This is a genomic window from Myroides odoratimimus, from assembly GCF_030326305.1.
Lineage (GTDB): Bacteria > Bacteroidota > Bacteroidia > Flavobacteriales > Flavobacteriaceae > Flavobacterium > Flavobacterium odoratimimum_A.
Map to the genome: position 1 here is coordinate 14,002 of NZ_JACAKB010000031.1, position 22,318 is coordinate 36,319.

The 22,318-nt window shown below is 33.6% G+C and carries 20 protein-coding genes; 19 read left to right on the forward strand and 1 reads right to left on the reverse strand.

Translation table 11 applies throughout. The annotated features are described in order from the left end of the window. Window positions 1-115 precede the first annotated feature (115 nt). The 11 genes from HX049_RS15870 (at window position 116) to HX049_RS15920 (ending at window position 13,909) form a co-directional block, all read left to right on the forward strand. Complete coding sequence (locus HX049_RS15870) at window positions 116-790, forward strand: hypothetical protein (RefSeq protein ID WP_286417059.1); 675 nt, start codon at window positions 116-118, stop codon at window positions 788-790. 426 nt (window positions 791-1,216) lie between these two features. Then, window positions 1,217-2,653 carry a multidrug transporter subunit MdtD gene (gene mdtD / locus HX049_RS15875; protein WP_041892729.1) on the forward strand — a complete coding sequence of 479 codons (1,437 nt, stop codon included), beginning with the start codon at window positions 1,217-1,219 and terminating at the stop codon, window positions 2,651-2,653. Window positions 2,654-2,660: 7 nt separating this feature from the next. After that, window positions 2,661-3,140 carry a GNAT family N-acetyltransferase gene (locus HX049_RS15880; protein ID WP_286417060.1) on the forward strand — a complete coding sequence of 160 codons (480 nt, stop codon included), beginning with the start codon at window positions 2,661-2,663 and terminating at the stop codon, window positions 3,138-3,140. A gap of 164 nt (window positions 3,141-3,304) precedes the next feature. Continuing rightward, window positions 3,305-4,243 carry a ParB/Srx family N-terminal domain-containing protein gene (locus HX049_RS15885; RefSeq protein WP_286417062.1) on the forward strand — a complete coding sequence of 313 codons (939 nt, stop codon included), beginning with the start codon at window positions 3,305-3,307 and terminating at the stop codon, window positions 4,241-4,243. An 885-nt stretch (window positions 4,244-5,128) separates the two neighbouring features. Further along, window positions 5,129-7,768, forward strand: a complete 2,640-nt coding sequence (locus tag HX049_RS15890; protein ID WP_286417064.1) for an AAA family ATPase — start codon at window positions 5,129-5,131, stop codon at window positions 7,766-7,768. A 2-nt stretch (window positions 7,769-7,770) separates the two neighbouring features. Next, window positions 7,771-8,736, forward strand: a complete 966-nt coding sequence (locus tag HX049_RS15895; protein ID WP_286417065.1) for a hypothetical protein — start codon at window positions 7,771-7,773, stop codon at window positions 8,734-8,736. Window positions 8,737-8,887: 151 nt separating this feature from the next. Continuing rightward, window positions 8,888-11,734: a DUF6493 family protein gene (locus HX049_RS15900; RefSeq protein WP_286417067.1), complete on the forward strand. Its 2,847-nt coding sequence runs from the start codon at window positions 8,888-8,890 to the stop codon at window positions 11,732-11,734. Window positions 11,735-11,895: 161 nt separating this feature from the next. Further along, the gene (locus HX049_RS15905) at window positions 11,896-12,405 is read left to right on the forward strand and encodes a hypothetical protein (protein WP_286417069.1); all 510 of its coding nucleotides are present in this window, start codon (window positions 11,896-11,898) and stop codon (window positions 12,403-12,405) included. A 267-nt stretch (window positions 12,406-12,672) separates the two neighbouring features. Then, window positions 12,673-12,837 (forward strand): hypothetical protein, encoded by a 165-nt coding sequence (locus tag HX049_RS15910; RefSeq protein WP_286417071.1) that lies wholly within the window; start codon window positions 12,673-12,675, stop codon window positions 12,835-12,837. Beyond that, a complete protein-coding gene (locus tag HX049_RS15915; RefSeq protein ID WP_286417073.1) occupies window positions 12,810-13,091 on the forward strand; it encodes a type II toxin-antitoxin system RelE/ParE family toxin in 282 nt (93 codons plus the stop codon). Before HX049_RS15910 ends, HX049_RS15915 begins: the two co-directional genes overlap by 28 nt. An 89-nt stretch (window positions 13,092-13,180) precedes the next feature. Beyond that, a complete protein-coding gene (locus HX049_RS15920) occupies window positions 13,181-13,909 on the forward strand; it encodes a CPBP family intramembrane glutamic endopeptidase (RefSeq protein WP_286417074.1) in 729 nt (242 codons plus the stop codon). A gap of 127 nt (window positions 13,910-14,036) precedes the next feature. On the opposite strand, the gene HX049_RS15925 is transcribed toward HX049_RS15920, so the two are convergent. Then, window positions 14,037-16,166, reverse strand: coding sequence for a TonB-dependent siderophore receptor (locus tag HX049_RS15925; protein ID WP_286417075.1), 2,130 nt, complete (start codon window positions 16,164-16,166; stop codon window positions 14,037-14,039). A 249-nt stretch (window positions 16,167-16,415) separates the two neighbouring features. On the opposite strand from HX049_RS15925, the gene yddG reads away from it, so the two are divergent. The 8 genes from yddG to HX049_RS15965 all read left to right on the forward strand — a co-directional run bounded on the left by yddG (window position 16,416) and on the right by HX049_RS15965 (window position 22,210). Beyond that, a complete protein-coding gene (gene yddG / locus HX049_RS15930) occupies window positions 16,416-17,324 on the forward strand; it encodes an aromatic amino acid DMT transporter YddG (RefSeq protein WP_286417077.1) in 909 nt (302 codons plus the stop codon). 77 nt (window positions 17,325-17,401) lie between these two features. Continuing rightward, window positions 17,402-17,884: a hypothetical protein gene (locus HX049_RS15935; RefSeq protein WP_286417078.1), complete on the forward strand. Its 483-nt coding sequence runs from the start codon at window positions 17,402-17,404 to the stop codon at window positions 17,882-17,884. A gap of 12 nt (window positions 17,885-17,896) precedes the next feature. Beyond that, window positions 17,897-18,457, forward strand: a complete 561-nt coding sequence (locus HX049_RS15940; protein WP_286417079.1) for an SMI1/KNR4 family protein — start codon at window positions 17,897-17,899, stop codon at window positions 18,455-18,457. Between the two features lie 193 nt (window positions 18,458-18,650). Then, entirely contained in the window at window positions 18,651-19,511 is an 861-nt protein-coding gene (locus HX049_RS15945) for an alpha/beta hydrolase (RefSeq protein ID WP_286417082.1), read from the forward strand. A gap of 154 nt (window positions 19,512-19,665) precedes the next feature. Then, window positions 19,666-20,364, forward strand: coding sequence for a hypothetical protein (locus HX049_RS15950; protein ID WP_286417084.1), 699 nt, complete (start codon window positions 19,666-19,668; stop codon window positions 20,362-20,364). 55 nt (window positions 20,365-20,419) lie between these two features. Continuing rightward, window positions 20,420-21,313: an AraC family transcriptional regulator gene (locus tag HX049_RS15955; protein ID WP_286417086.1), complete on the forward strand. Its 894-nt coding sequence runs from the start codon at window positions 20,420-20,422 to the stop codon at window positions 21,311-21,313. Window positions 21,314-21,441: 128 nt separating this feature from the next. Further along, window positions 21,442-21,750: a hypothetical protein gene (locus HX049_RS15960; RefSeq protein ID WP_006258246.1), complete on the forward strand. Its 309-nt coding sequence runs from the start codon at window positions 21,442-21,444 to the stop codon at window positions 21,748-21,750. Between the two features lie 73 nt (window positions 21,751-21,823). Then, window positions 21,824-22,210, forward strand: a complete 387-nt coding sequence (locus tag HX049_RS15965; protein ID WP_286417089.1) for a hypothetical protein — start codon at window positions 21,824-21,826, stop codon at window positions 22,208-22,210. Window positions 22,211-22,318: the final 108 nt, after the last annotated feature.

A 22,318-nucleotide genomic window follows, 5' to 3' on the forward strand; every position in this document is an offset into this window, starting at 1 on the left:
GTGTTGTTTTGTTATACAGCAAGTTACAAATAATGCAAAGGATTACCAAGACAATTTTTAACAAACCTACTTTAAGTAAAAACGGATAATTGTATCTTAGCCTAAAATAGATACTATGAGCTGGAGTGCAGAGCAGGTGTACACTATTGCGAATACCACAGTAATAGAACGCTTGCAACAAATAGAAGAATTAAGACAAGGATTATTCAACATAGATACACTAGAAAAAGGAATCAGAAGTAAATGGACCAAAGAAATCTTCTTTGAGAATGAGCATCATGAACGAAAGCATATTAAACACAGTTTGCCACAGGATGGACTATTCGTTATCAATCCTTCTATAAGTAGAACAGCCTATGATGATGAGTATAATGCGTTCTATGAAAGTTATGCTGAATACAAAAAGAACAAATGGCAATTTTTAGAACATATAGAGATTGCTCCCATGGTATTGTCTTTGAACCTTACATTAGAACAGTGTAAGTTACTCGCTTTCTTACAACAGTTAAATGAAGAGACGAAACAACCTTTCGTGTACTATAAATGTGAGATGTGGGGAGGGGATATGGATGAAGAAATAGCAGTGGTCTTCGATGGAGAGATGATGGTGTATTACTTTGATGAATTGACAGGGGAGTATAAGCAGATGATTGGTGCCGAAATAAAAGAATTAGAAGGTACTACCGCTTTACAGAAAGGGCTAGAGGCTATCGGATTGGTCTTGCCAACGCACTTCTTTGCACTTCATGAGACTTCTTTTGATTGGTATCCTTATAGAATAGTGTTGTAAACAAACCTTTTGACAAGTATATTTAGCCCTATTAGACAGTATAAATCAGCTATTGTAAAGTAGAATTGCTTAGGCCTGTTTACTTATCAGTTGTTCAGGGTTAAAGTTTTACTAAATTATACAAATGAACTTCAACTAAATTCGTTGTATAAAAAATAAGATATACTTCTATTCGGTACATTAATTGATGTAATGCTATGATTTTGTTGTTAGAGCTGAGGTCTTTTTGTAATTTCTTTAGACCGAACTTGTCATAGGACAACTGAGGGAATAGATTGGATTATTTATATTTGTTTATCATCGTGATAGCAACTTTATATAGTGTATAAGAGCATTGTATTTTATTCATTTTACCTCGTGGCCTATCTAAAGTTAACTCTACTACAATAGCGATGATGAATTAACTAATCTTAGTATTACAATATTATGGAAATAGGGATCGTTGAAGACCCAAAGGTAAAAAAGTATTTACCTTGGCTTGCTGCGTTAGCTATATTTATGCAGGCATTAGATGGTACTATCCTAAACACAGGATTGCCCTCTATCGCTAGAAGTTTAGGAGAGTCACCCTTAGAGATGCAGAGCGTTATCGTATCGTATACCCTAACAGTAGCCCTGTTAATCCCTTTAAGTGGATGGTTGGCAGACCGCTTTGGTACACGTAATATGCTGATGTTAGCCATTGGTATCTTTACCTTAGGATCCTTATTTTGTTCTATAGCCAATACCTTAGATCAACTCGTTTTGGCTCGTATTTTTCAAGCCATAGGAGGATCTATGTTAGTACCAGTAGCAAGGTTAATACTGATTTATGCCTATCCAAAAGATCAATTACTAGGTATCATTAACTTTATCACCATACCCGCATTGATAGGGCCAATGTTAGGGCCTACTGCAGGAGGCTTTTTAGTAGAGAAGTTCTCTTGGCATTGGATATTCTTGATTAATCTACCTGTCGGCATTGTCGCTATGGTTTGGGCAAGAAAAGTTGTTCCTAATTTTACCAATACAGTTGGCAAATTTGACTTAAAAGGATGGCTACTAATCAGTGGAGGATTGACCACCATTACGCTGATTATCGAACGATGGAACTCTCCCCAATTTACAGCAATGACCCTAATGTTATTAGGAGTACTAACCATTATCTGCGTATTAGGATACATACGATACGCACAGAGAACTACTAAAGCCCTTATCAGGTTAAGCTTATTAAAGATAAAAACATTAAGAGTAGGGCTAATAGGTAATCTCGTTACTCGATTTGGAGTAGGTGGAATGCCTCTAATGGTACCTTTATTACTACAAGTCGGCTTTGGTTATTCAGCCTTTTTTGCAGGGTTAATGATGATACCACAGGCAGGAGCCAACCTTGTTTTTAGAAACTTTGTCATCCCTATTGTACGCAAATTCGGATATAGAAATACATTGATTGTCAATACAATATTGACCGGGATAATCATCTCTTGTTTCTTCTTTATCAATAAAAATACCCCAATGTGGATATTGGTGATCTTGATGATTTGCAACGGAGCATTTAATGCAGTACAGTTCACTTCTATGAATACCATAGCATTAGCAGATTTAGACAATGATACTTCAAGTGAGGGAAACACCTTATTATCCGTTACCCAACAGTTAGCTATCAGTTTAGGGATATCTATCTCAGCGATGATCTTAGTGATGTTCCAAAATAGCAGTATTGGGACAAATGATCAAGGAATAGACGTGTTTAGATACACCTTTTTAGTCATGGGAATTATCACCATCTTATCTAGTCGTGTATTTGCAAGATTAAGCGTAGAAGCAGGAGCAAGCCTAGTCGAAAAAAGAGAATACAAAGAACCAAAACAACAAACAAATTAACGATACCATGGACAGATTATATTTTAGACCACTAGTAATAGAAGATAAAGAACAATTATTATACATCTACTCTGATAAAGACGCGATGCAATACAGAGGGAGTAAACCTCTTGAGACCATAGAAGAAGCAGAGAATATGGTACACCAAGCTCATAAAGAATGGGACAGTAGAGCCAAAATGAGAATGGCGGTGATAGAGAAAGATACAGAGGTATTAATCGGAACTGCGATGTACTTCTTCGAATCTCCAACAGCTGTAGAAATAGGCTTCTCTATAGGAAGAGACTTCTGGAAATATGGTTATGGACAAGAGGGAACAGAGGGCTTGATGGAGTATATTAAGGCTAATGAACCTGAGGTAACTACTATTGTGGGCATCTCCCGTAGCAGAAACGAAAAGTCTCTAAAGATGATGGAAAATATCGGCTTCGTAGAAGTATCAGATTACGAGGTAGAAGGAAAGAGAAGGTTTGAAATCAATTATTAATTAAAAATTAAGAATTAAGAATTCGGTTGGTATATCATGTAAAGACGCATTACTATACGTGTCACACAATCTTTATCACGTCTTGTATGCTGTGCGAAGTCTCCAGACTTCGCACCCATTTTAATAAAAAACACTTTACCTTTACACCTCAATAAAAAATACCCATGAAATATTATTGGAAAGATATCACAGATGAACATCAACAATGGAAAGCATTAGAACTAACAGTAGAAGGATTAACACCTCCTACAATGCAATTATTGAGTGGTTCGAATTGGAAGATGAAGTTGGTCTGTGAAGATAAACCAGTGATGTGGGGACTGATCAGTAGAGACTTCTGTGATATAGGATTAGTAAGAACTTTCGAAGAGGAGAGTAGGCTGATTAAGAATATCAATTCCCAAGAAGTAGAGAAGCGCAAAGAGCTATCAACTGAAGAAAGACTAAAGTCGTGGTCTCGCTATTTTGCAGAAGAAATGGTGTCATCAGATAAGCACTTCTTTTATGACTCTATTTGGTTGTTTGAAGGATATAAAGACTTCGCCTCACCACCTAATTATGGAACGACTGTAGCAGCAGAAGATGATTTTGACGCCTTTACTTATGCCTCTTGGGATAGAGAGTTGTTATACTCACGCCAAGTAGATGAATATTCTGGTCGTCTAAAGTGGTGGCGTAAGAAAGCGATAGAGGGAACACTACCTCCTATATTCGCATGGTATATCCCCTCTCTTGGAGGATATTGGATTATAGATGGCAACTATAGATTAAGAGCTGCTATCTTAGAAAAGAAAGAAATCCCAGTAGTATTAGCCTATTCAGGAGAGTATAAAGAAGCTATTATGAACCCTGATTATCAGCGAGGAATATTACACTCTTTAGCTAAATCAGAAGGAAAACCCGTAAGCCCGCAAACAGCAGCGTCAATGAATCAGCATTTGGCTCAGGCTTTTGACGATAGGCCTTATTTCCAACAGAAGACAGTAGCTCGAGTAAAGATCAAGTCCAATGAAGAATGGCTCTCAGAGGTAACAGAATATCTAGAAAGCATTGATTATCCTGAAAGAGAGAAGTATATCCAGCAGTTGAAGGACGAACTGTAATTTTACTATAGTTTTTTTGTGATTTTGGTCTTTTGTTGTTTCGTTCAAGTAAATTGTCTTTTATAAACCAATATCTTTACACTATCACGATATCACAAAGAAATGAGGTTATTCTCATGGAGGGGTACCCGCAGAGCAGGGGGTAAATTATGATACGCTATGTCCCTCCGAGCCTGTGAAGAATCCCATCCTATCGGCACACAATGGTAGGGATGTATTACATACATCCTCGCAATACCCCATACACTATGTCCTTCTGAGCCTGCGAAAAATCCCATCCTATCGGCACACAATGGTAGGGATGTATTACATACATCCTCGCAATACCCCATACACTATGTCCTTCCGAGCCTGCGAAGAATCCCATCCTATCGGCACGCAATGGTAGTGATGATTACATCCGCAGTATAATCAAGCATATTTTTTACTAAATCCCCCCCCTCAATTGCTTTAAAAACCCATAATCTACCCTAATTAACTATAATTACAAGCTGTTTTTAGTCTATAAAACCTCTTTTAGTCTCTTATCCATTAAAAAAGGATAGCTTTTTATTTTTACCTTATTTGTATATGTTGTTTATAATTAGATACTTATGTTTATATCGAATAAAGATATAAAATAATAAACCTATCCTAACCCTAGTAATGACACTTCATAGAGCGATTTCCTTTAACACTTCTTCAACATTTCCCCAAGAATGCTCTAGTTAAGAGGTTATTTGTTGAAGGAATCTTAAAGAGATGTTGTAGCGGTCTTGAAGAAGTAGGTATAATGATGAGGGAAAGAGAAGAGTGTAATGCCTAAATAAAAGCCTTGTTTTACGGAATACCATATTATAGATTAGGAAGGGTGTAGTATATTAGTATTCTTAAAATATACTAACAATGAGCTTTAAATTACTTGCTATACGACCACTGAAGGGATGTTCTAACGATGTTCTTAAAAACCTTGAAGAAGATAAGTTTTACTTCTTTGATAATTCGTTCGAACAATATGAGGACAGTGATTATATTGTAAAAAAGGAAGATATTACAGATTTACATAATGATTTTTTTCTACAAAAAAATACAGAGTCATCTCTTGAATATATTAATGTTCAGGCTATAGTAGGGATGAATGGAAGTGGAAAGAGTAGCATAGTGGAGTTTTTATTGAGAATGTTGAATAATTTTTTTTGGTTTAATTCAAAAAAAATAGGAGACGATGACAGTAAAAAACTGAATTTGATTAGAGCAAAAGGGATTAATGGTAGTTTGTTTTTTTTATATCAAGGTAAAATAAATGTAATTACACTTATGTCTGATGCTTTTCCAATAGATATTACTTGGTATGATTTAGACACTCTACGAAATGTAGTATTAGAACAAAAAAATGTTTTATCACAAAAAATAAGGAAGCGTAATTTAAAATCTAAAGGATATGATAAATTACATAATATCTTTTTTACGATGTATGTTAATTATTCTCTTTATGGATTGGATGAACTTGATTTTATGAAAGAAGGAAGAGGTAAAGATGAAGAGGGTAATAGTATATCTTGGTTAAGTAGAATTTTTCATAAAAATGATGGTTATCAAACGCCATTAGTTATTCATCCATATCGTGAGGATGCAATGATTAATGTTAGAAATGAAAAGTATTTGATGAACCAACGTTTAGCTTCTTTATTATTTACAAATGAAAAATATAGGGATTCGATATTGGGGCACTTAATCAATAGAATTAAAATAGAAAAAAAGAATAATTGTTTAAGTGATATTGTTAATCGTTTAAAAGTAGGGAAAGGAAAAGATATTTTACATACAATTTTTTCCTTTAATGATTTAAATGAGTGTGTTAAAGATGGTACTATAAATAAATACGTAGATTTAGTATATTTTTATTTAAAATCGAATGAGGCTTTTTTTAACAAGATAAGAGATCAGTATTTCTTTGAAGAATCGAAAAAAGAAAGTAAAAGTATGACTGATATACAGATATGTATTTTAGGTGTATTCTTATATAAAAGCCCGAAAGAAGTTCAGGAAGAAGTGTATAGACAAAAGCAAAAAATAAACGATTTATCGTCTAAAGATAGTTCTCAAAATTATAAGCAAGAAGATATTTTAGATATGATAGATGGCATGCCTTTAGATGAAGAATTACAAAAAATATCACTTGAGAAGTTTAATGAAAGTAGTGATACTTCTGAATGGTTTATAAAATTAAAAGAAATTTATAACTTGATTAGTTACCTTTCTTATGAAGAATTATTAAAATTAATTGAGTACGCTACAATATATAAGTTTTGGCTAAATAAGTTTGAATCTACTTCAAATATAGAGAATAATAAATTTAGAATGGAATTGTTATGGTATCTTGTAAAAAAAAGTCTTAGTATAACTAGGTATAAAAAAATGACCTATCAGCCTTTGAAAGTCTCTATAAAAGAACTTCTTAATCTTTCAAAAGAGGAGCTGTTTGAGTTGAATAAATCTTTATTAGACTATTTGAATAAAGTGTATTTTGAAAAGAGCCACATAACTTTGAAACTGATTCAATGTTATGAATTATTAAAGTTTACTATATCAAATCCTAATTCTGAAATAGAGAAAAAGTATTTAAGAGTGTTTGAAGAGACTAATGTAGAGTATGATATTAGTGAATTAGGAGAAGAGTTACTTGACTTAGCAAAAAATAATGAGATTGAGTTAATAAATGTATTACCGCCTAGTATCTTTAAATATGATTTTATTTTGATTAAAAAAGATGATGAGAACATAAATAATGCAAAAAAGGATATTGAGATACATAAAATGAGTTCAGGACAGTATCAGAAGCTTGGATTGTTAAGTTCTATAGTATATCATTTAAGAAATTTAGACTCAGTAAAAGAAGAAAAAAAGAAAGGCAAAGTTGTGTACTCTAAATTCGAAAACGTTAATATTATTCTGGACGAAATAGAGTTGTATTTTCACCCTGAACAACAAAGGACATTTATAAATGATTTATTAGTTTTTCTGAAGAAAAATGAGTTTAAACAAATAAAGAATATAAATTTAATGTTCATTACCCACTCCCCATTTATCCTCTCTGATATACCATCACAGAGTATTCTTATGTTAGAGGATGGAGTGCCTGTTAAAGGTGATATGGTTAATTCTTTTGGGGCTAATATACATGATCTATTAGCGGATGAATTTTTCTTAAAGAATAATGGTTTTATGGGAGAGTTTGCTAAGGAGAAGATAAATTCATTGATTAAGTTTCTTCAAGTAAAAATATTGAGAAATAGGAAAGCTAATTCTACTAATGATAAGGAAAAAAAGAATCTCAATGAAGAAATAAAAACTATAGGTGAAATTGTTGAGTATAAAAAAGATACTTGCAAACAAATTATTTCTCAGGTTGGGGAACCAATACTAAAAATAAGTTTAGAAAACCTTTATAAAGAGGCTTTTAGTACTGATACAAAAATAGAAGATATTGATGAAGAGATTATTAGGTTACAAGAACGTAAGAAAGAACTTTTAAACAAGAATTAGTTATGATTGCAATAGATTATGATTTTGTACAAGAAATTCAAAAAAAGTACTTGAAGTTTTTGGAATCTCAAAGAATAGATGCATTGAACAATTTAAATACAATTGATAAAAGTAAGTTACTACATGAACAAATAACATATATAGATAGAGTAATTAAAGTGTTTAAGAATAAAAAAGAAAGTATAGTTACTGCGGATAAAAACTTAATGGAAAAATTAATTAAGTCTGTTGGTGAGCTACCTACTTCAAAAAGAAAAGAAACAAAAGACATTGTTTTAAAAGCTTTGAAATATTCAGATTTAAGAAGTAGTTTTTATCCTTCTTATTTTAATGTTTTAGGTATTAATGCTTGTGTTTATTGTAATTCACAGTTAACAATAGTAGCAAGAAAAAACGATAAAAATGTTCGCTCTGCTAAGTATCAATTGGATCATTATCATGCTAAGTCTAAATATCCGTTTTTAAGTATTAGTTTATTTAATTTGTATCCAGTATGTGGATCTTGTAATCTAAGTAAAGGTGTTAAAGATGTTGATTTTGATTTATATATTAAAGATAAGATGTTAACACAGTCGTCTTTATACTCATTTAAACTAACTGATAACTCTTTAAGTAATTATCTATTGAATAAAAAGAGAGAGTTTATTGTAGTAAAGTTTCATGAACCACAAGTAAATAAAGTTAAAGGGAGAGATAATCATAGTTTTGAAGAATTGTTTCATATCCAGGGAATATATAACACCCAAAAAGACTTAGTAGAAGAGTTAATTGTTAAAAGTCAGATGTATAATGAAAAGTATATTGATACATTACAAAGTAGTTTTAGTAGTTTAAAATTAAATCCTTCATTATTTAAAAGGACTATAGTTGGGAACTATACAGAGGATAAGGATATACATAAACGCCCTATGAGTAAGTTCACTATGGATATAGCCAGACAATTAGGGTTAATAGATAAAATTAAGTAAGCATATAAACGAGTGCCACAGCACTCGTTTTTCTATTTAAACCCCTTTATTCCGTTATTTATTTTAGGTTGTAAAATTGTATCTTTCGGTCTTGAAAGTGAGGTTATAAAAACACAGCATACCAAAACAACAAAACCACAAGAGAATCGCTATGAGTAAAGATATATTTTATACTGAATTAGAAGAGTTTGTAAGAAAAGGAAATACTAGAAGATTACTTCTCTTACTTAAGGAAACCCCTTTAGAGGAAAGGCTTAAGTACACTAAGAAGATCTCTAAGCTAGGGAAATACTATCAAGAGTATGTACCAGAGGAGGGCAATAGGAATTCGTATGGATATAGAGGAAATAGTGAGCAACGATCAGCTGTGAGTGTGGCGGTATTGGCTTGTTGTACATATAAAGATTTTACGGGAATATGGATTATTAGTGAGGAGGAGTTTAAGCAAGTATTGGATTGGTATGTGCCTGATTGGTTAGGTGATTATATCAATGATTCGGCTAGAGAAGGATGGGTGAGAGCGCCTTTTAACGAGATAGACTATTTATATGAGTCTTATAAGAAAGGAGTGTTTAAGACCCTATTGACAGAAGCTACTTGGGCGACTGTGATGGTCAATGCAAGTAAGGTTGAGTTATTTGATCAATACCCTGAGTTGTTAGAGAAAGAGTTTTGGTATTTGTTTGACCATGAAGTGAATATTAATCACTACTCATGGGATGAGGTCATCGCTACATTAATAGAACAAGGACGATTAGATAAACAACGCATTGTACAGACTGCTATTCAAGGAGCATTGACTCATACGAATCAAGCGTTGTGTGGATGGAATGTGAATTTGTTAAGTAAATTGTCTCTTGCTGATCATGAGATATTGTCGTTTCAGGAGGATATCTTCCAATTGTTGAATAGTTCATTGTCTAAGGTGGTCAATGAAGCATTGGACATCTTGTTTAAAATAGCGAAAGACAAGGCTTTTCACGTAGAGGCTTTTGTCAATAGTCTGCCTATATTAATGAGCAGTACCGTTAAGGCGACAATCAATAAGGCGATGCGTATCGTGGCTGTATTGGATAAAGTACATCCTACCTATAAGGAGGCAAGTGCTGTTGCTATCGTAGGGGCTTTGCATATACAGGATCAAGCGATGCAGACTAAAGTAGCGAAGCAAATCGTGAAATATGCTCAACCTAATGAAGATCTGGCAGTGCAATTAGAAGCTTATCAAGAAATGATGATGAGTGAGACGAAAATGTTGTTTAGTGGATATATGAGTGTGCAGGAGAGTGTAACGCTTGCAGAGGCTGTAGAAGAGGGAGAGGCGGAGCTAGTGCCTATTCAGGCTATTGCCACAGTAGAAGATTTGATTTTCCATTGTTCGGCTTGGAAGACATTGGAGAGTGACTATGCCTTTGAGCAAACCATAGATGCGATTATTAGACTTCAAAGAGAATTAAAAGCAGAGCACATCGATCAGTTACTACCTGCTTTTGATAAAGTGTTTAAGACCTTTAAAGATTTGTGGTCAACAAGTACGATACAGAACGCTATGGCTTTTTGGCTGTTAGAGTGGGCGCGTATGTTGATTGCAGATCCTACTATAGAGACTACAGCATTAGACAAGCTGTATCACAAATATGCTAATGCAGAGATATATACCAATAGTGGAATCACGCTGGGAGAGGTAAAGTTAGAGGCAAGTAATCGATTTAGTTATTATTATGCTGCTCTGCGCCCTTATCTGACGGTGTATTACTACAGTTTACAATTGGTGAAAGAGAAGCGTATTTTCCCAATATTGAGTTTGCCTACACATGAGCCTTTTTATATAGATAGTAGGGTATTGGTAGATCGATTAGTAGCTTATCAAAAAGAGGGAGAATTAGTAGATGCAGTGGATTTACAGATTGCATTAGCACGTATAGATAAAAATACAGAAGAGGCTGGGTTGATACTAGCTCAGCAACAACTAAAAGGGGAGTTGCTAGCGATATTTGAGTTTTACCTAGGTAATGAAGAGGTAAAAGAAGAGTCAGTAGATTACTATGATATATGGAGAGTAGCGGCAGCGTTAAAGTACCCTCATCAACCCTTAGAAAGCTTGACGAATGAGCACTATACCAAAGAGCAACAAGAATACTGTGCGGGTTGGTTAGGAAACTGGGAAGTGATAGAAGAGTCTCATACGTATAAGGATTGGGATCATAAAACGAAGACGCAGATAGATAAGGTATTTACGCATAAGAAACTGAAGTTTGAGCAGATACCGTATGATATTAATTTGTCTTTAATCTTTAGTCGTATTAATAAAGCGATGCCAAAGACAGAGGTAGGTGATCGTATGGGGTCTGCAAATCTAATGGGCTTGATCATGTATCAGATTAGAGATACTAAAGTGAATTTAAGCGAGTCTTTATTGGCTATTAACCCTAGACAGTTAGATCCTATTTACTTAGCTGTGGTAGAGAAGTGTCTGCATTATGGTGGTAGTGCTACCTTCGAAGTGGCTGAGAAGAAATTGCTTCAAGGGATGTTTACCTACCTGTTGCAAATGAATAATGTGGTCTTCTCAGAGCAATTCTATTTGTTCTTTGGACTTGCGTTGATATGTGATGATAAGGTAACGCGTGCTTTCGTAGCAGAATATTGGGTCAAAGAGGCACTTCGCCTAGATCAACAAAAAGTAGGTCATATCATCGGTAAAGTAGAGGCGAAAGAATATGTGACGATTAAGCGTTTGACTGATTCTATACAAGGGGTTATGATGAATGTGAGTGTGCAACATAACCAAGCATTGCAGTTGTTTATAGAGAGTATTTTAGAGCAATTAGGAGCTAGTCCTATTAAAGGTCTGAAGACTTTATTAGAGCAGTATGTAGAGGTACTTCATACAAATAATGCTAAGGTGACTAATCCTACAGTTATTGCCTTGATAGAAGAGTGGAGTAAGGTTAGCGCTACGAAGAAAATAGCAGTGACGCTACGCTCTTTTAATTAGGAATTTAAAATTAGGAATTAGGAATTGTTTGCCTTCGGCATAGGGGTATACACAGCACAGATTGCAAATCTGCGCCATCGCAATGTGTCAAAATGTATATTTACGTAATAAATATAAGGTAGAGACGTCAATATTTTGAGTCTCAGTATAAAACGAATGATATGAGTCTAAGAAGTGAAATAGCTCCTCAAATGAAGGTAGCAGAAGAGCGTTATCCTATAGTGCTAAAAGCTGTATTAGGATATACTGACTTCTGTGATGAGTATGGAGATGAAAACTTTATTGAGTATAAAAGAGTAGAGGGTGAGTTACATCAGCTGACTGGGAAAGATATGTCTAGGTATGATTTATGGGAGTATTGGGAAGGAGAAGGGGCAGAAGTGTTAGCCTTTAGAATAGCATTACCTGATCCTTTAGTAGTAAAGGATATTAGCAGAGAAGAGATAACTGAGATAGTGACTATTCTCAAGGTATTTGATGTTTCTGAAGAGACAGAAGAAGTTACTTTTGAACAGCAGTTTAAGTGGTATCTAAATGATTATTATTACTTTTTTTTGAAGTTAAATTGTGCTAAGTATTCCCATAAACTCTTTATGTGTAATAAGGATGAACAAGGAGAGTATTTTGAATACTCTATAGAAGAGACTGTAAATGAATTAATGAAGAAATAAACGAAAGCCTCAAGTAATTGAGGCTTTTGGTTTATTAAGTATTTTGATTTAGAGGGGAATAGATGAAAATTTTAGAATTAAAAAGTATTAAAATTTATAGTTATAATTATTATTAAGTGTGTTTTTGTATAAGGTGATGATTATGAGATTGTTTTATTAAAAATGAAAGATATGGTTAATAGCACATTACAGTCAGAAAGAGAAGAGTTGATAAACTCTCTTTTATAAGTAAAAGATATTTCTCTTATTAGAGAAATAAGGGAGATATTGAGGCATGATGAGCAATTACCTGCTGTAATGTCTGCGGAGGAACTAAGAAAAGAGGTTCTGTTAGGTGTAGAAGAAGTTAGGAGTGGTTATGGTATTAAACAAAAGGACTTCTTTGAAGAAATGGTAGAAGTAATTTGGTCAAAAATAGCAATACAAGAGTAAAGGAAATTCATTCTTATTATAAGTTTAAGAGTCAAAAGGCTCGAGATAAAATAATACAAGATTTTAAGTCAGCTACTAATGCATTAAGTCAGTTTCCTGAAATGGGAACTTTAGAGCTAATATTAGCTGATGGCTCAGTAAATTATAGATATATCTTGGTTAGAAATATTTATAAAATAATCTATTTTATAGAAGTGTGTACGGTTTTTATCGTTACTATTTGGGATTGTAGACAAGAGAAGAATTACATATAAAAAATAATGAATAACAAAAAAGCCTCAATCACTTGGGGCTTTGTTATTTTATACGAATATGTTATTTTAGAAGAACTAAATTAATGACCATGACCATAGTTATACTTGAAGCACTAATGCAAGTAGGGGTATTACTTCCTTTTATGATCTTGTTTATGAAAGATAGGAGCAAAAAAGATTTTATGCGTATTGGGATCTTTTGTTTTGTATTTGTGCTTTATAGTTGTGCATTGATGTTAGTACAGGTATCTGAAAGCTTTCGTATTATCAATGGCAGTTGGAATTGGAGTGGGAAGGTCTATGGTACTATATGGGGAGTGATTTGTTATTTTGCTTTTCGCTCTTACTTTAAAGAACACAATTTCTTTAGGCTGAAGCAAGCACCTGGTAGTCAAAAGGGAGTTTGGCTAGTGACTGTAGGTATTATTTTACTGGCTGTAGTAGCTTGGTGGTTTGCTGGTAGTGGAGGAGAGTGGAATATAGAGACTTTAGCCTTTCAACTTACGATGCCTGGCATAGATGAAGAGATTATGTTTAGAGGGGTCTTGATGGGGGTGTTATTGTCTTCTTTAAGAATGAAGGTGAGGTATTTAGGTAATCCGAGTAACTTGATTATAGCTGTATTGTTTGGTTTTGTTCATGCTTTTACACTTTCAAAAGAGTATGTAGTGTCTTTTGATACAGTTTATTTTGTACAGACTGCTTTTGCAGGGTATGTTTATGGATGGATAGTTATCAAGAGTAGAAGTGTGCTGTTTCCTATACTAGCACATAATGGGAGTAATTTCTTTGGGACGTTGACGGTGATGATAAAATAGGTATGGCTTGTTAATTACGATTTTCAAATTACGAATGTTCTCCCTTCGGGGAATTAAGAATTGTTTGCCTTCGGCATGGGGGTATACATGGCACAGATTTCAAATCTGCGCCAACACAAGGAGTCTCTTAAAATATTTTATAGTTTAGAGATAATGATACAGTTCTTAGACCTTGAGGGTTAACTGTGGAGTTGCCTGTGAAATGTTTTTTGTTTGTAAGATTGTCTATTTTTAATATTGCATTGAATTTTTTCCAATCATAACCGATGGCTGTATTGTAGATCGTGTAACCTGGTAACGTGAATACTCCTAGGGTAGAGCGGTTGATTGTTTTTTGTTCGCTTACTGAGTTTACTCCTATTCCAAAGCTTAGGTTTTTGAAGATGCCTGATTGTAATTTATAGTTGGTCCATAGGTGGAATAGATTAGCAGGTCCTGCTTCTTCTGGTCTGAAACCAAGATTGCCATCAGCAGGTAAGGATTTGGTTACTACATTATAGTTATGACTAAATCCTGTGATAATATCCCATCCTAGAAGAGGTGTTCCTGTCAAACTAAGTTCTATTCCTTCACTTTTGACTTTTCCGCCTTGTGTAAAACTGTTTAAAGAGTTTAGGACTGTCATTAGTTTATTGGTCACTTTTATGTGGTAGTAGCTTATCGTTGCAGATAATTTATCACCTAATAGATTTGTTTTTACACCTATCTCGAATTGGTTTGCTTGTTCTGGATCAAAAGGTTGAATGGTTTTATTGGTTCCGTCTGGATCAGAGATAATAGCAGGATCTAGGAATACGAAACCATTTAGATAGTTAGCAAAAAGTGCTAGTTTATTTTGGATAGGTTGATAGACTAATCCAAATTTAGGAGAGAGTGTAGTCTGACTCGTCTTTTGATCGTTTACTGTTGAAGTACTTCCTTCTAGATAGTCAAATCTTAAACTTGCCATGAATGAGAAGTTAGGAAGAATATTAGTTACATTAGATATATAAGAACTGAAGGTCTGGGTTTTCGCTTTGTTATGTATATAATTACTCGTTGAGAGAGCATTGTCAATAGCTGTTTTCGATAAATCTCCTGTGTCAGACTGATTGATTAAGGAGATGATACCGTGCTCTATATAATCACCATCTATACTAGAAAATTCTTTAGATAAATAGTCTAATCCGAATAATATAGTGTTGTCTATTGAACCAATATTATACTTACCTGTTATATTCTGTTGGATACTAAATATATTGGTTTTTGAGTCTATTTTAGAGATATAACGAGCGAACTCATCTGTGGTACCAATGTCTTCAAATAGTAGGTCATATCCCTTACTCTGTGCGTTGTTTTTATTGATAATGGTATTGGATGTCCAGTTGTTATTGATTTTATATTCTAATTTGGCTTGTGCTGTAAATGTTGGGTTTTTTAAGGTTAATTCGTTACTAGTGTATGCTTTTTTGTAATTAGCCTCAAATAGGTCTAATGATTCAAAGCTCACAGGCATATATCTAGATATAAAAAACATCGGGGTATTAGCTCCTTCACTAGCTTTGTACTGAAAGTCAACGTATAGTTTTAGTTTTTCATTAATATTGTACTGGACAGATGGTGCTACGAAGAAAGACTCTTTATAGCCAGCATCTTGAAAAGCATGTTGTTTGTGATATGCTGTGTTTAAACGTATAAAAAGCTTTTTATTAATAGGGGTATTGATGTCTAGCGCGACTCGATTAAGATTATTTGACCCACCAATATAGTTGACTTCACCCCCTAATTGTTCGTAAGGTTTTTTGGTTATTACATTGATTAATCCACCATAAGAGACCACATTACCTCCATAAAGTGTTCCGTTCGGGCCTTTGACTACTTCGACTTGTTCAATATTAGCAATGTCTAATGTGTTATTAGTAAAGCTAGACATACCATTAAGTAAGTTAGGCTGGAATGCAAACCCTCTCATCGTATAATATTCTCCTCCAGTGACTCCTACACCTGTTGATTCCCATACTCGCACTAGTCCTGTAGCATTCTGTAATACGTCTTTTATGTTAGTCGCTACTTGGTCTTTAGCTGTCTGATATTTGATAATGTCATAAGACTGAGGGTTCTCAATATAAGTGAGGGGCATTTTAGATGAAAAACCTTTTTGTTGTTGGGTAGTGGTGATCACTACTTCATTTATTTTTTGGTTGCTTAAAGTGTCATTTGACTGTGCAAACAAGGATGTATAACAGCATAGTGATGCTATTAAAAAAAGGTGTTTCATTACTTAAGCGTTGTGTTGTTATGTTATCACAAATATAGAATATTAAATTACCTAATAATAGTGCGAAGTACTGATTTTACTATACTTCATGAGTGAAAGTTCACTTTTAAAACTATTTTTGACAGTGCTTTTATTAATCAGTATAAAAAGAATAGTTTTGTTTATTGTATTTTTTTTTAGCACTATACTTAGTGTGTGGATTTTTTAAAAAGAAAAAATATAGACGTTTAAGAATATTAAATACATACTATGACTAAACAAGTTAAGGCTACGATAATTGGTTTTTGTGCTATACTACTATGGAGTTCTATTGTTGGGCTTATTAAGGAAGTGAGCTATTCCTTTGGTTCTACAGGTGGTGCTGCGATGATTTATACTGTAGCAAGTATGTTTCTGTTGTTTAGTATGAAATGGGTACCACTGTCTGAGTTTCCCCGTCAATATTTAATTTATGGTGCTATTTTGATGGTTGCTTATGAGTTATGTTTAGCGTTGTCTATAGGTTATTCTACTAGTAGTAAGCAAGCGATAGAGATAGGAATGGTTAATTATCTGTGGCCAACCTTTACTATGATAGCGACTGTTCTTTTTACGTCAAAAAAAGCGAACTGGTTAATCATTCCTGGTGTTGTGGCTTCATTAATAGGGATTATTTGGGTTTTAGGTGGAGAAGAGGGGTTTAATTTATCTGAGATGTTTGTAAATATTAAGACTAACCCCCTGAGTTATGGATTGGCTTTTTTAGGAGCTATTCTTTGGTCAGCATATTGTGTAGTTACTGTTCGTTCAGCGAATGGAGTGAATGGAATAACATTCTTCTTTATATTAGTGGCGCTTGTATTGTGGATGAAGTATTTTATTATGGCTGAGCAGGTAGAAATGCTCTTTACGCTATCTTCTATTGTCTATTTATTATTAGCTGCTTTTGCTATGGGATTCGGGTATGCAGCATGGAATGTTGGGATTTTAGAAGGCAATGTAACGATATTAACTGGGGCATCTTATTTTATACCAGTATTATCATCAGCTCTTTCTTCAGTATTGTTAGCGACTCCACTGGGAATATCTTTTTGGCAAGGGACGGTCATGGTGTGTATTGGTTCAATATTGTGTTGGTTTTCAACAAAAAAAGTAGAGACAATTAGTGGAGAGAAATAAGTAAACAATTGCTAGATAGTTATAAACTGAATTTAAAACTCTAATTTTGTCATTAGAAGATAATGTGAATAGGTATTATGGAAAAAGAAAGCAAAGTGAATGTTGTTCTTTTTGATCAGGCAGTTGAGCTGTTAAGCAAAGAGCATGAACTAATCAAATGGCCGTTAACAAAGACAGCGGAAGGTAATTTTATCAAGAATTTCGGTGAGGAGATAGGGGCTTTTTTTATTAGTCATTCATATCGTTCAGGGTGGCGTTTTGGTATCAACACTTTTGATCAGGTATTTCATTTACATAAAATGAACTTCAAAAAACACAATAGAGACATCTATAAGCAAGGTTACTATATTATAGGTACAGGTCTTCAAGAGGATTTGATTGTTTTTAATCTGAATACTGCGACAGTAGGATATGTAAGTTCTGAAGCGTTCTACAGAGGAGAAGCGGAGATAGATATTAATGTATTATTTAAAGATACAGGATTAGATATTGGGACATTTTATTATCGATCTATAACTGAGGAGGATAGTTTTTATCGCTGTGCAGAGGATGTAAGGTAAATTGTTTGTAATATGAAATTGTTTGAAATAGAAGAAGTAAGTGTGTTTCTCGAAAAGAAATTTGCTGATGTCGATAAAGATATTATCTCAGAACTATTATTAATACCTTATAAAGGAAGTAAAGAAGAAGTTTTAAGGTTAAAAGAGTACTTAAATATTACTATTTTGCCAGAAGAGTTTGAAGATTTTATAATGAGATATAATTTAGGAAACTTAACCTTGGCTAATATACAATTTGGTAGTGGAGGAAATTATATTAATAGGTTAATAAACCTCAATAATAAAGATAACTATTGGTATCAAGATTGTTTAAGTATAGATGCTATGGTTGTTGGTTTGGGAGATCCTTATACTATACTTCTATCTTTAAAAGAGGGAGTTGTTTATGTTGTCTCTTCTGAAATATCTTTTGATGATAAAGTTATAGTAGCCCCTTCATTTGATAGTTTTATTCAAGGGTTAGGTACTTCTGTATATGTTAAAGAAAGTGGTAAGGAAGAGTCTTTTTTATCTTTAATAGAAAATGAATTTGGTGTTAATACACGTTTTTTTTGGGAAGAAATACTTTATTAAAGCTTTTACATAGAGATTATAAATTTAGTAATTGTCTTAATTATACTAATAGATGTTCTAATAATACAAACAGATAAATAATCTTCATTTTATCTTGTTAATACTATACTGTTTTGGGGTGTTTTGGTATAAAAAAACTTTTGTAGCTCAATGATTTATTTATCTTTGAAGCCAACAAATTAACTAACCAAACATGATAAATATAAAAGCATTATTAGTAACGGGTATGTTGCTATTAGGCGTATCTAGTATTAGCCAAACGAATAGTAAACCTCTTACATTCGGAACAACAGATCAACTACATTCTACTATCCTAAGTGAGGATAGAACGATTAATATCGTTTTGCCACCTGATTATAATGCGAATGATACTATTAAGTATCCTGTCGTGTATATCTTAGATGGAGGAGTAGAAGAGGACTTTATACATCTTGCAGGGTTAGTGCGTTTTAACTCATTACCTTGGATAGCTCGTTTTCCTAATTCTATTATCGTAGGGATAGAGACAATCAACCGTAGAAAGGATATGACTTTCGCGGTAGATAATTTAAACTTCGTAGAGAAAGCAGGTTTTAGTAAAGATATGTTTCCAGAGTATGGTAGAGCAGAGGCTTATACGGCATTTTTAGAGTCTGAATTGATTCCATATATAGAGAAGAATTATAAAGGAAGTAGTACTCGTACTGTAATAGGAGAGTCATTAGCAGGGTTGTATTCTACTTATGTGTTAGAGTATCATCCTTATCTATTTACAAACTATATCATTATCAGTCCTAGTCTATGGTGGGGTGATGAGAAACTATTAGACAAGACACATACGTGTCTGATAGAGAAGATAAAACAACCTGTGAATGTATATGTAGGGGTGCCTAATAAGGAAGAGGATATGAAGATGTATGAGTATGGGGAACAACTATATAAGATACTTCAAAAGAACAAGAATATCAAGTCTCACTTCGATTATCTACCTCAAGAAATACACTCAACAGTGATCCATCAGGCGGTGAACAACGCATTTCAAAAGTTGTATCCAAATACGTATTTCTCTAAGTAAGAGCATATAAATAGACTAAAGCTACTCTGTATGGGTAGCTTTTTTTATGGGGTATTGTGTTGAAATACTTATCTTTAGTTTTTTGTAATTGATAGTAATTATGGTGAGATATTGTTTTTTAGTTTTATTTGTGTTGGTAGCGTCTGGCAATAGTATGGCACAGAATTATGACAAAGTATATACCGAAAAAAAGAATGTAGATGTAAACAATACTATCTATAAGGTGGGACGTACTTTTTATTATTGTTATAAGATTCAAAATAAGGAGGGAGATAGCCTATTTATAGATGCAAAGGATGCAGAGAGACTGACTTCTGTTAAGGATGACGCATTGGCTAATCAGTTTAAAATGGAGGTCATAGCTCCTGAAAAGGGTAAAAGAACGAATAAAAGACAGACTGAAATAAGATATAGTTTTGAACCTATGACTGATTTTAGATCTTCAACAGGATTGGTAGAGAATGAACAGAATGTATGGTTACATCCGATGCGTTCACGTTTCTTTAAAGCATTAGAGACAGTTCCATTTCCTTATATTCACTTAGGTAAGTCTATAGGTTATACTTGGTCAGATCAAATGAGGATAAGTGATTATTGGTCTAATCCAGTATGGGGAGAATGGAAAGGAAAACTCTTATTAGATTATACCTATAGGATAGAAAAACAAGAGATGGTTTCTACAGCTTTAGGAGATTTGTCTTGTCTAAAGGTGATTTCTACAGCTAAATCTACTTTAGGAGAAACAGAGTTAGTGTTTTATTTTTCTGAACAATATGGATTCGTAAAGATGGAGTATAAGTTGTTAACTGGGTTAGAAATAGCAATAGACTTAGTAAAAGTAGATAGTTTCTAATGGGATAATAGAGACTATATCAGGTAGGTTTTCTTTATTTTTGTAAATAAAAAAGATGAGTAATGCTGATCAGATACACGACTATACGATAAAAGATATCCTTCAATTATTAGATAAGGAGTATCAGGATAGTGGTATCTATGTGGATATACATACCTCTTTTACAGATAATCCTTTAAAGTATCCTTATCGCAATGAGAATTATACTTTGCTCTTTGTGACTCAAGGAATGATCACCGTACAGGTAAATCTGATTGAGTATCGTTTAGAACCTGGCACTATAACGATTATTCCTCCACAGATGGTTATTCTGTTTAAGGAGTTTAGTCAAGACATTAACTTCATTGCTATTAGTTTTGATCGGGCTTTTGCGATAGAGAATACACATACCCAAAATGAGAAGAGTACTTTCGTGTTATTGACACCTAATACAGTGACTAAATTAGTGCTGAATCAAGAACAGCAAACTTCTTTATTAAGTCTGTGTACTTTACTTAATCATAAGAACACCCAAAAAGGGAAGTCTGCTAATCAAAAAGAAGCAATTAAGCATTTATTTGCTTTGTTTTTATTGGAATTAGTAGATGCAAGTCATTATAATTATAAGGCGTTGAAGAGTAATTTGTCTCGTAAGGAAAGCTTGACTATTCAGTTCTTAGAGCTTCTTCAGCTTCATTTTAAATCAAAGAAATTGGTTCGTTTTTATGCTGATAGGCTTTGTGTCTCTGAGAGTTATCTAGCTAAAGTGATAAAGGAGATTACAGCTAAGACTATTGGTGAGTTAATAGATGATGCTGTAATAGTTGAGGCACAGTTACTTTTAGCTAACTCGACATTGAGTATATCAGAAATAGCAGAATCACTTAACTTTAATACTACTTCATTCTTTGGCAAGTTTTTTAAACGAAAAGTAGGTTATTCTCCTCGAGAATATCGAAAGAGAGTTTGATTATAAGATACAATAGGAGTGAATAAGGACAGTTTTGGGTGGTAAATGTTCTTTTTTAAGCCTTTAGTTTGCTTGAACTTTGTCCTGTTTTTATAACATAGGAACGTTTATTGATAAAACAAACTGAAATGAGTAAGCATTATATCACTTGTCAAAAGTGTAAAACAGAGAATGTTAATAGTGATTATTGTACGAATTGTGGAGAGATAATCAATGTGGTTTTACGCCGTCAAATGGAACAACAAAGAGTTGTCAATGAAAGAATACAAAAAGAAGTAAATAGGGAACTTACTAGTTTTGAGAAATTTACTCGTAGAATGCTCAAGCATCCTAATCCTTTTATCAGAGTACCAGCTATGATAGTCAATGCTATATGGGTGGTAGGGGTATCTATTATGGCTGGGATAGCTTATCTTATTGGATTTATAGCAGCATAGTAAGTTGTTTATTTTTTTAAATTAGAATTAGAGGAGCTGTTACAACTTGTAATCGTTCCTCTTTTATACTTGTATGAAGAAAACACTTTTTTATATAGCCCTTGGTATTTCTGTTGTTATCTATGTTTTACAGAAATCTCATATTGCTTTGCCTACTTGGGCTAACAATTATGTCAATGATTTTCTGACTCTACCGTTGGCATTGAGTATTTGTCAATATATATTGAGCAAGTTAAAGAAGCGGACAGATCTTCTATTACCTCTATCGCTTATCCTTTTTGTGGCTTTATACTATAGTGTTTACTTTGAGTGGTATTTACCCAAGCACAATCCTCGTTATACTGGAGATTGGTTAGATTGCGTGATGTATTTTAGTGGAGCAGGTGTGTTTTATCTTCTTAATAATACTGTTTTATTTCGCTTTCGAAAAGAGAAGCGGGGCTGTCTCATAGCAAAATGAGCCAGTCTTCTTTGTTATGATATTTAGCAAACTATTTTCTGTGATTTTTTTCAAATATTGAAACCTCAAGAGTTCAAAAACTATAATAAAGATAAAAGTTAGTAAAAA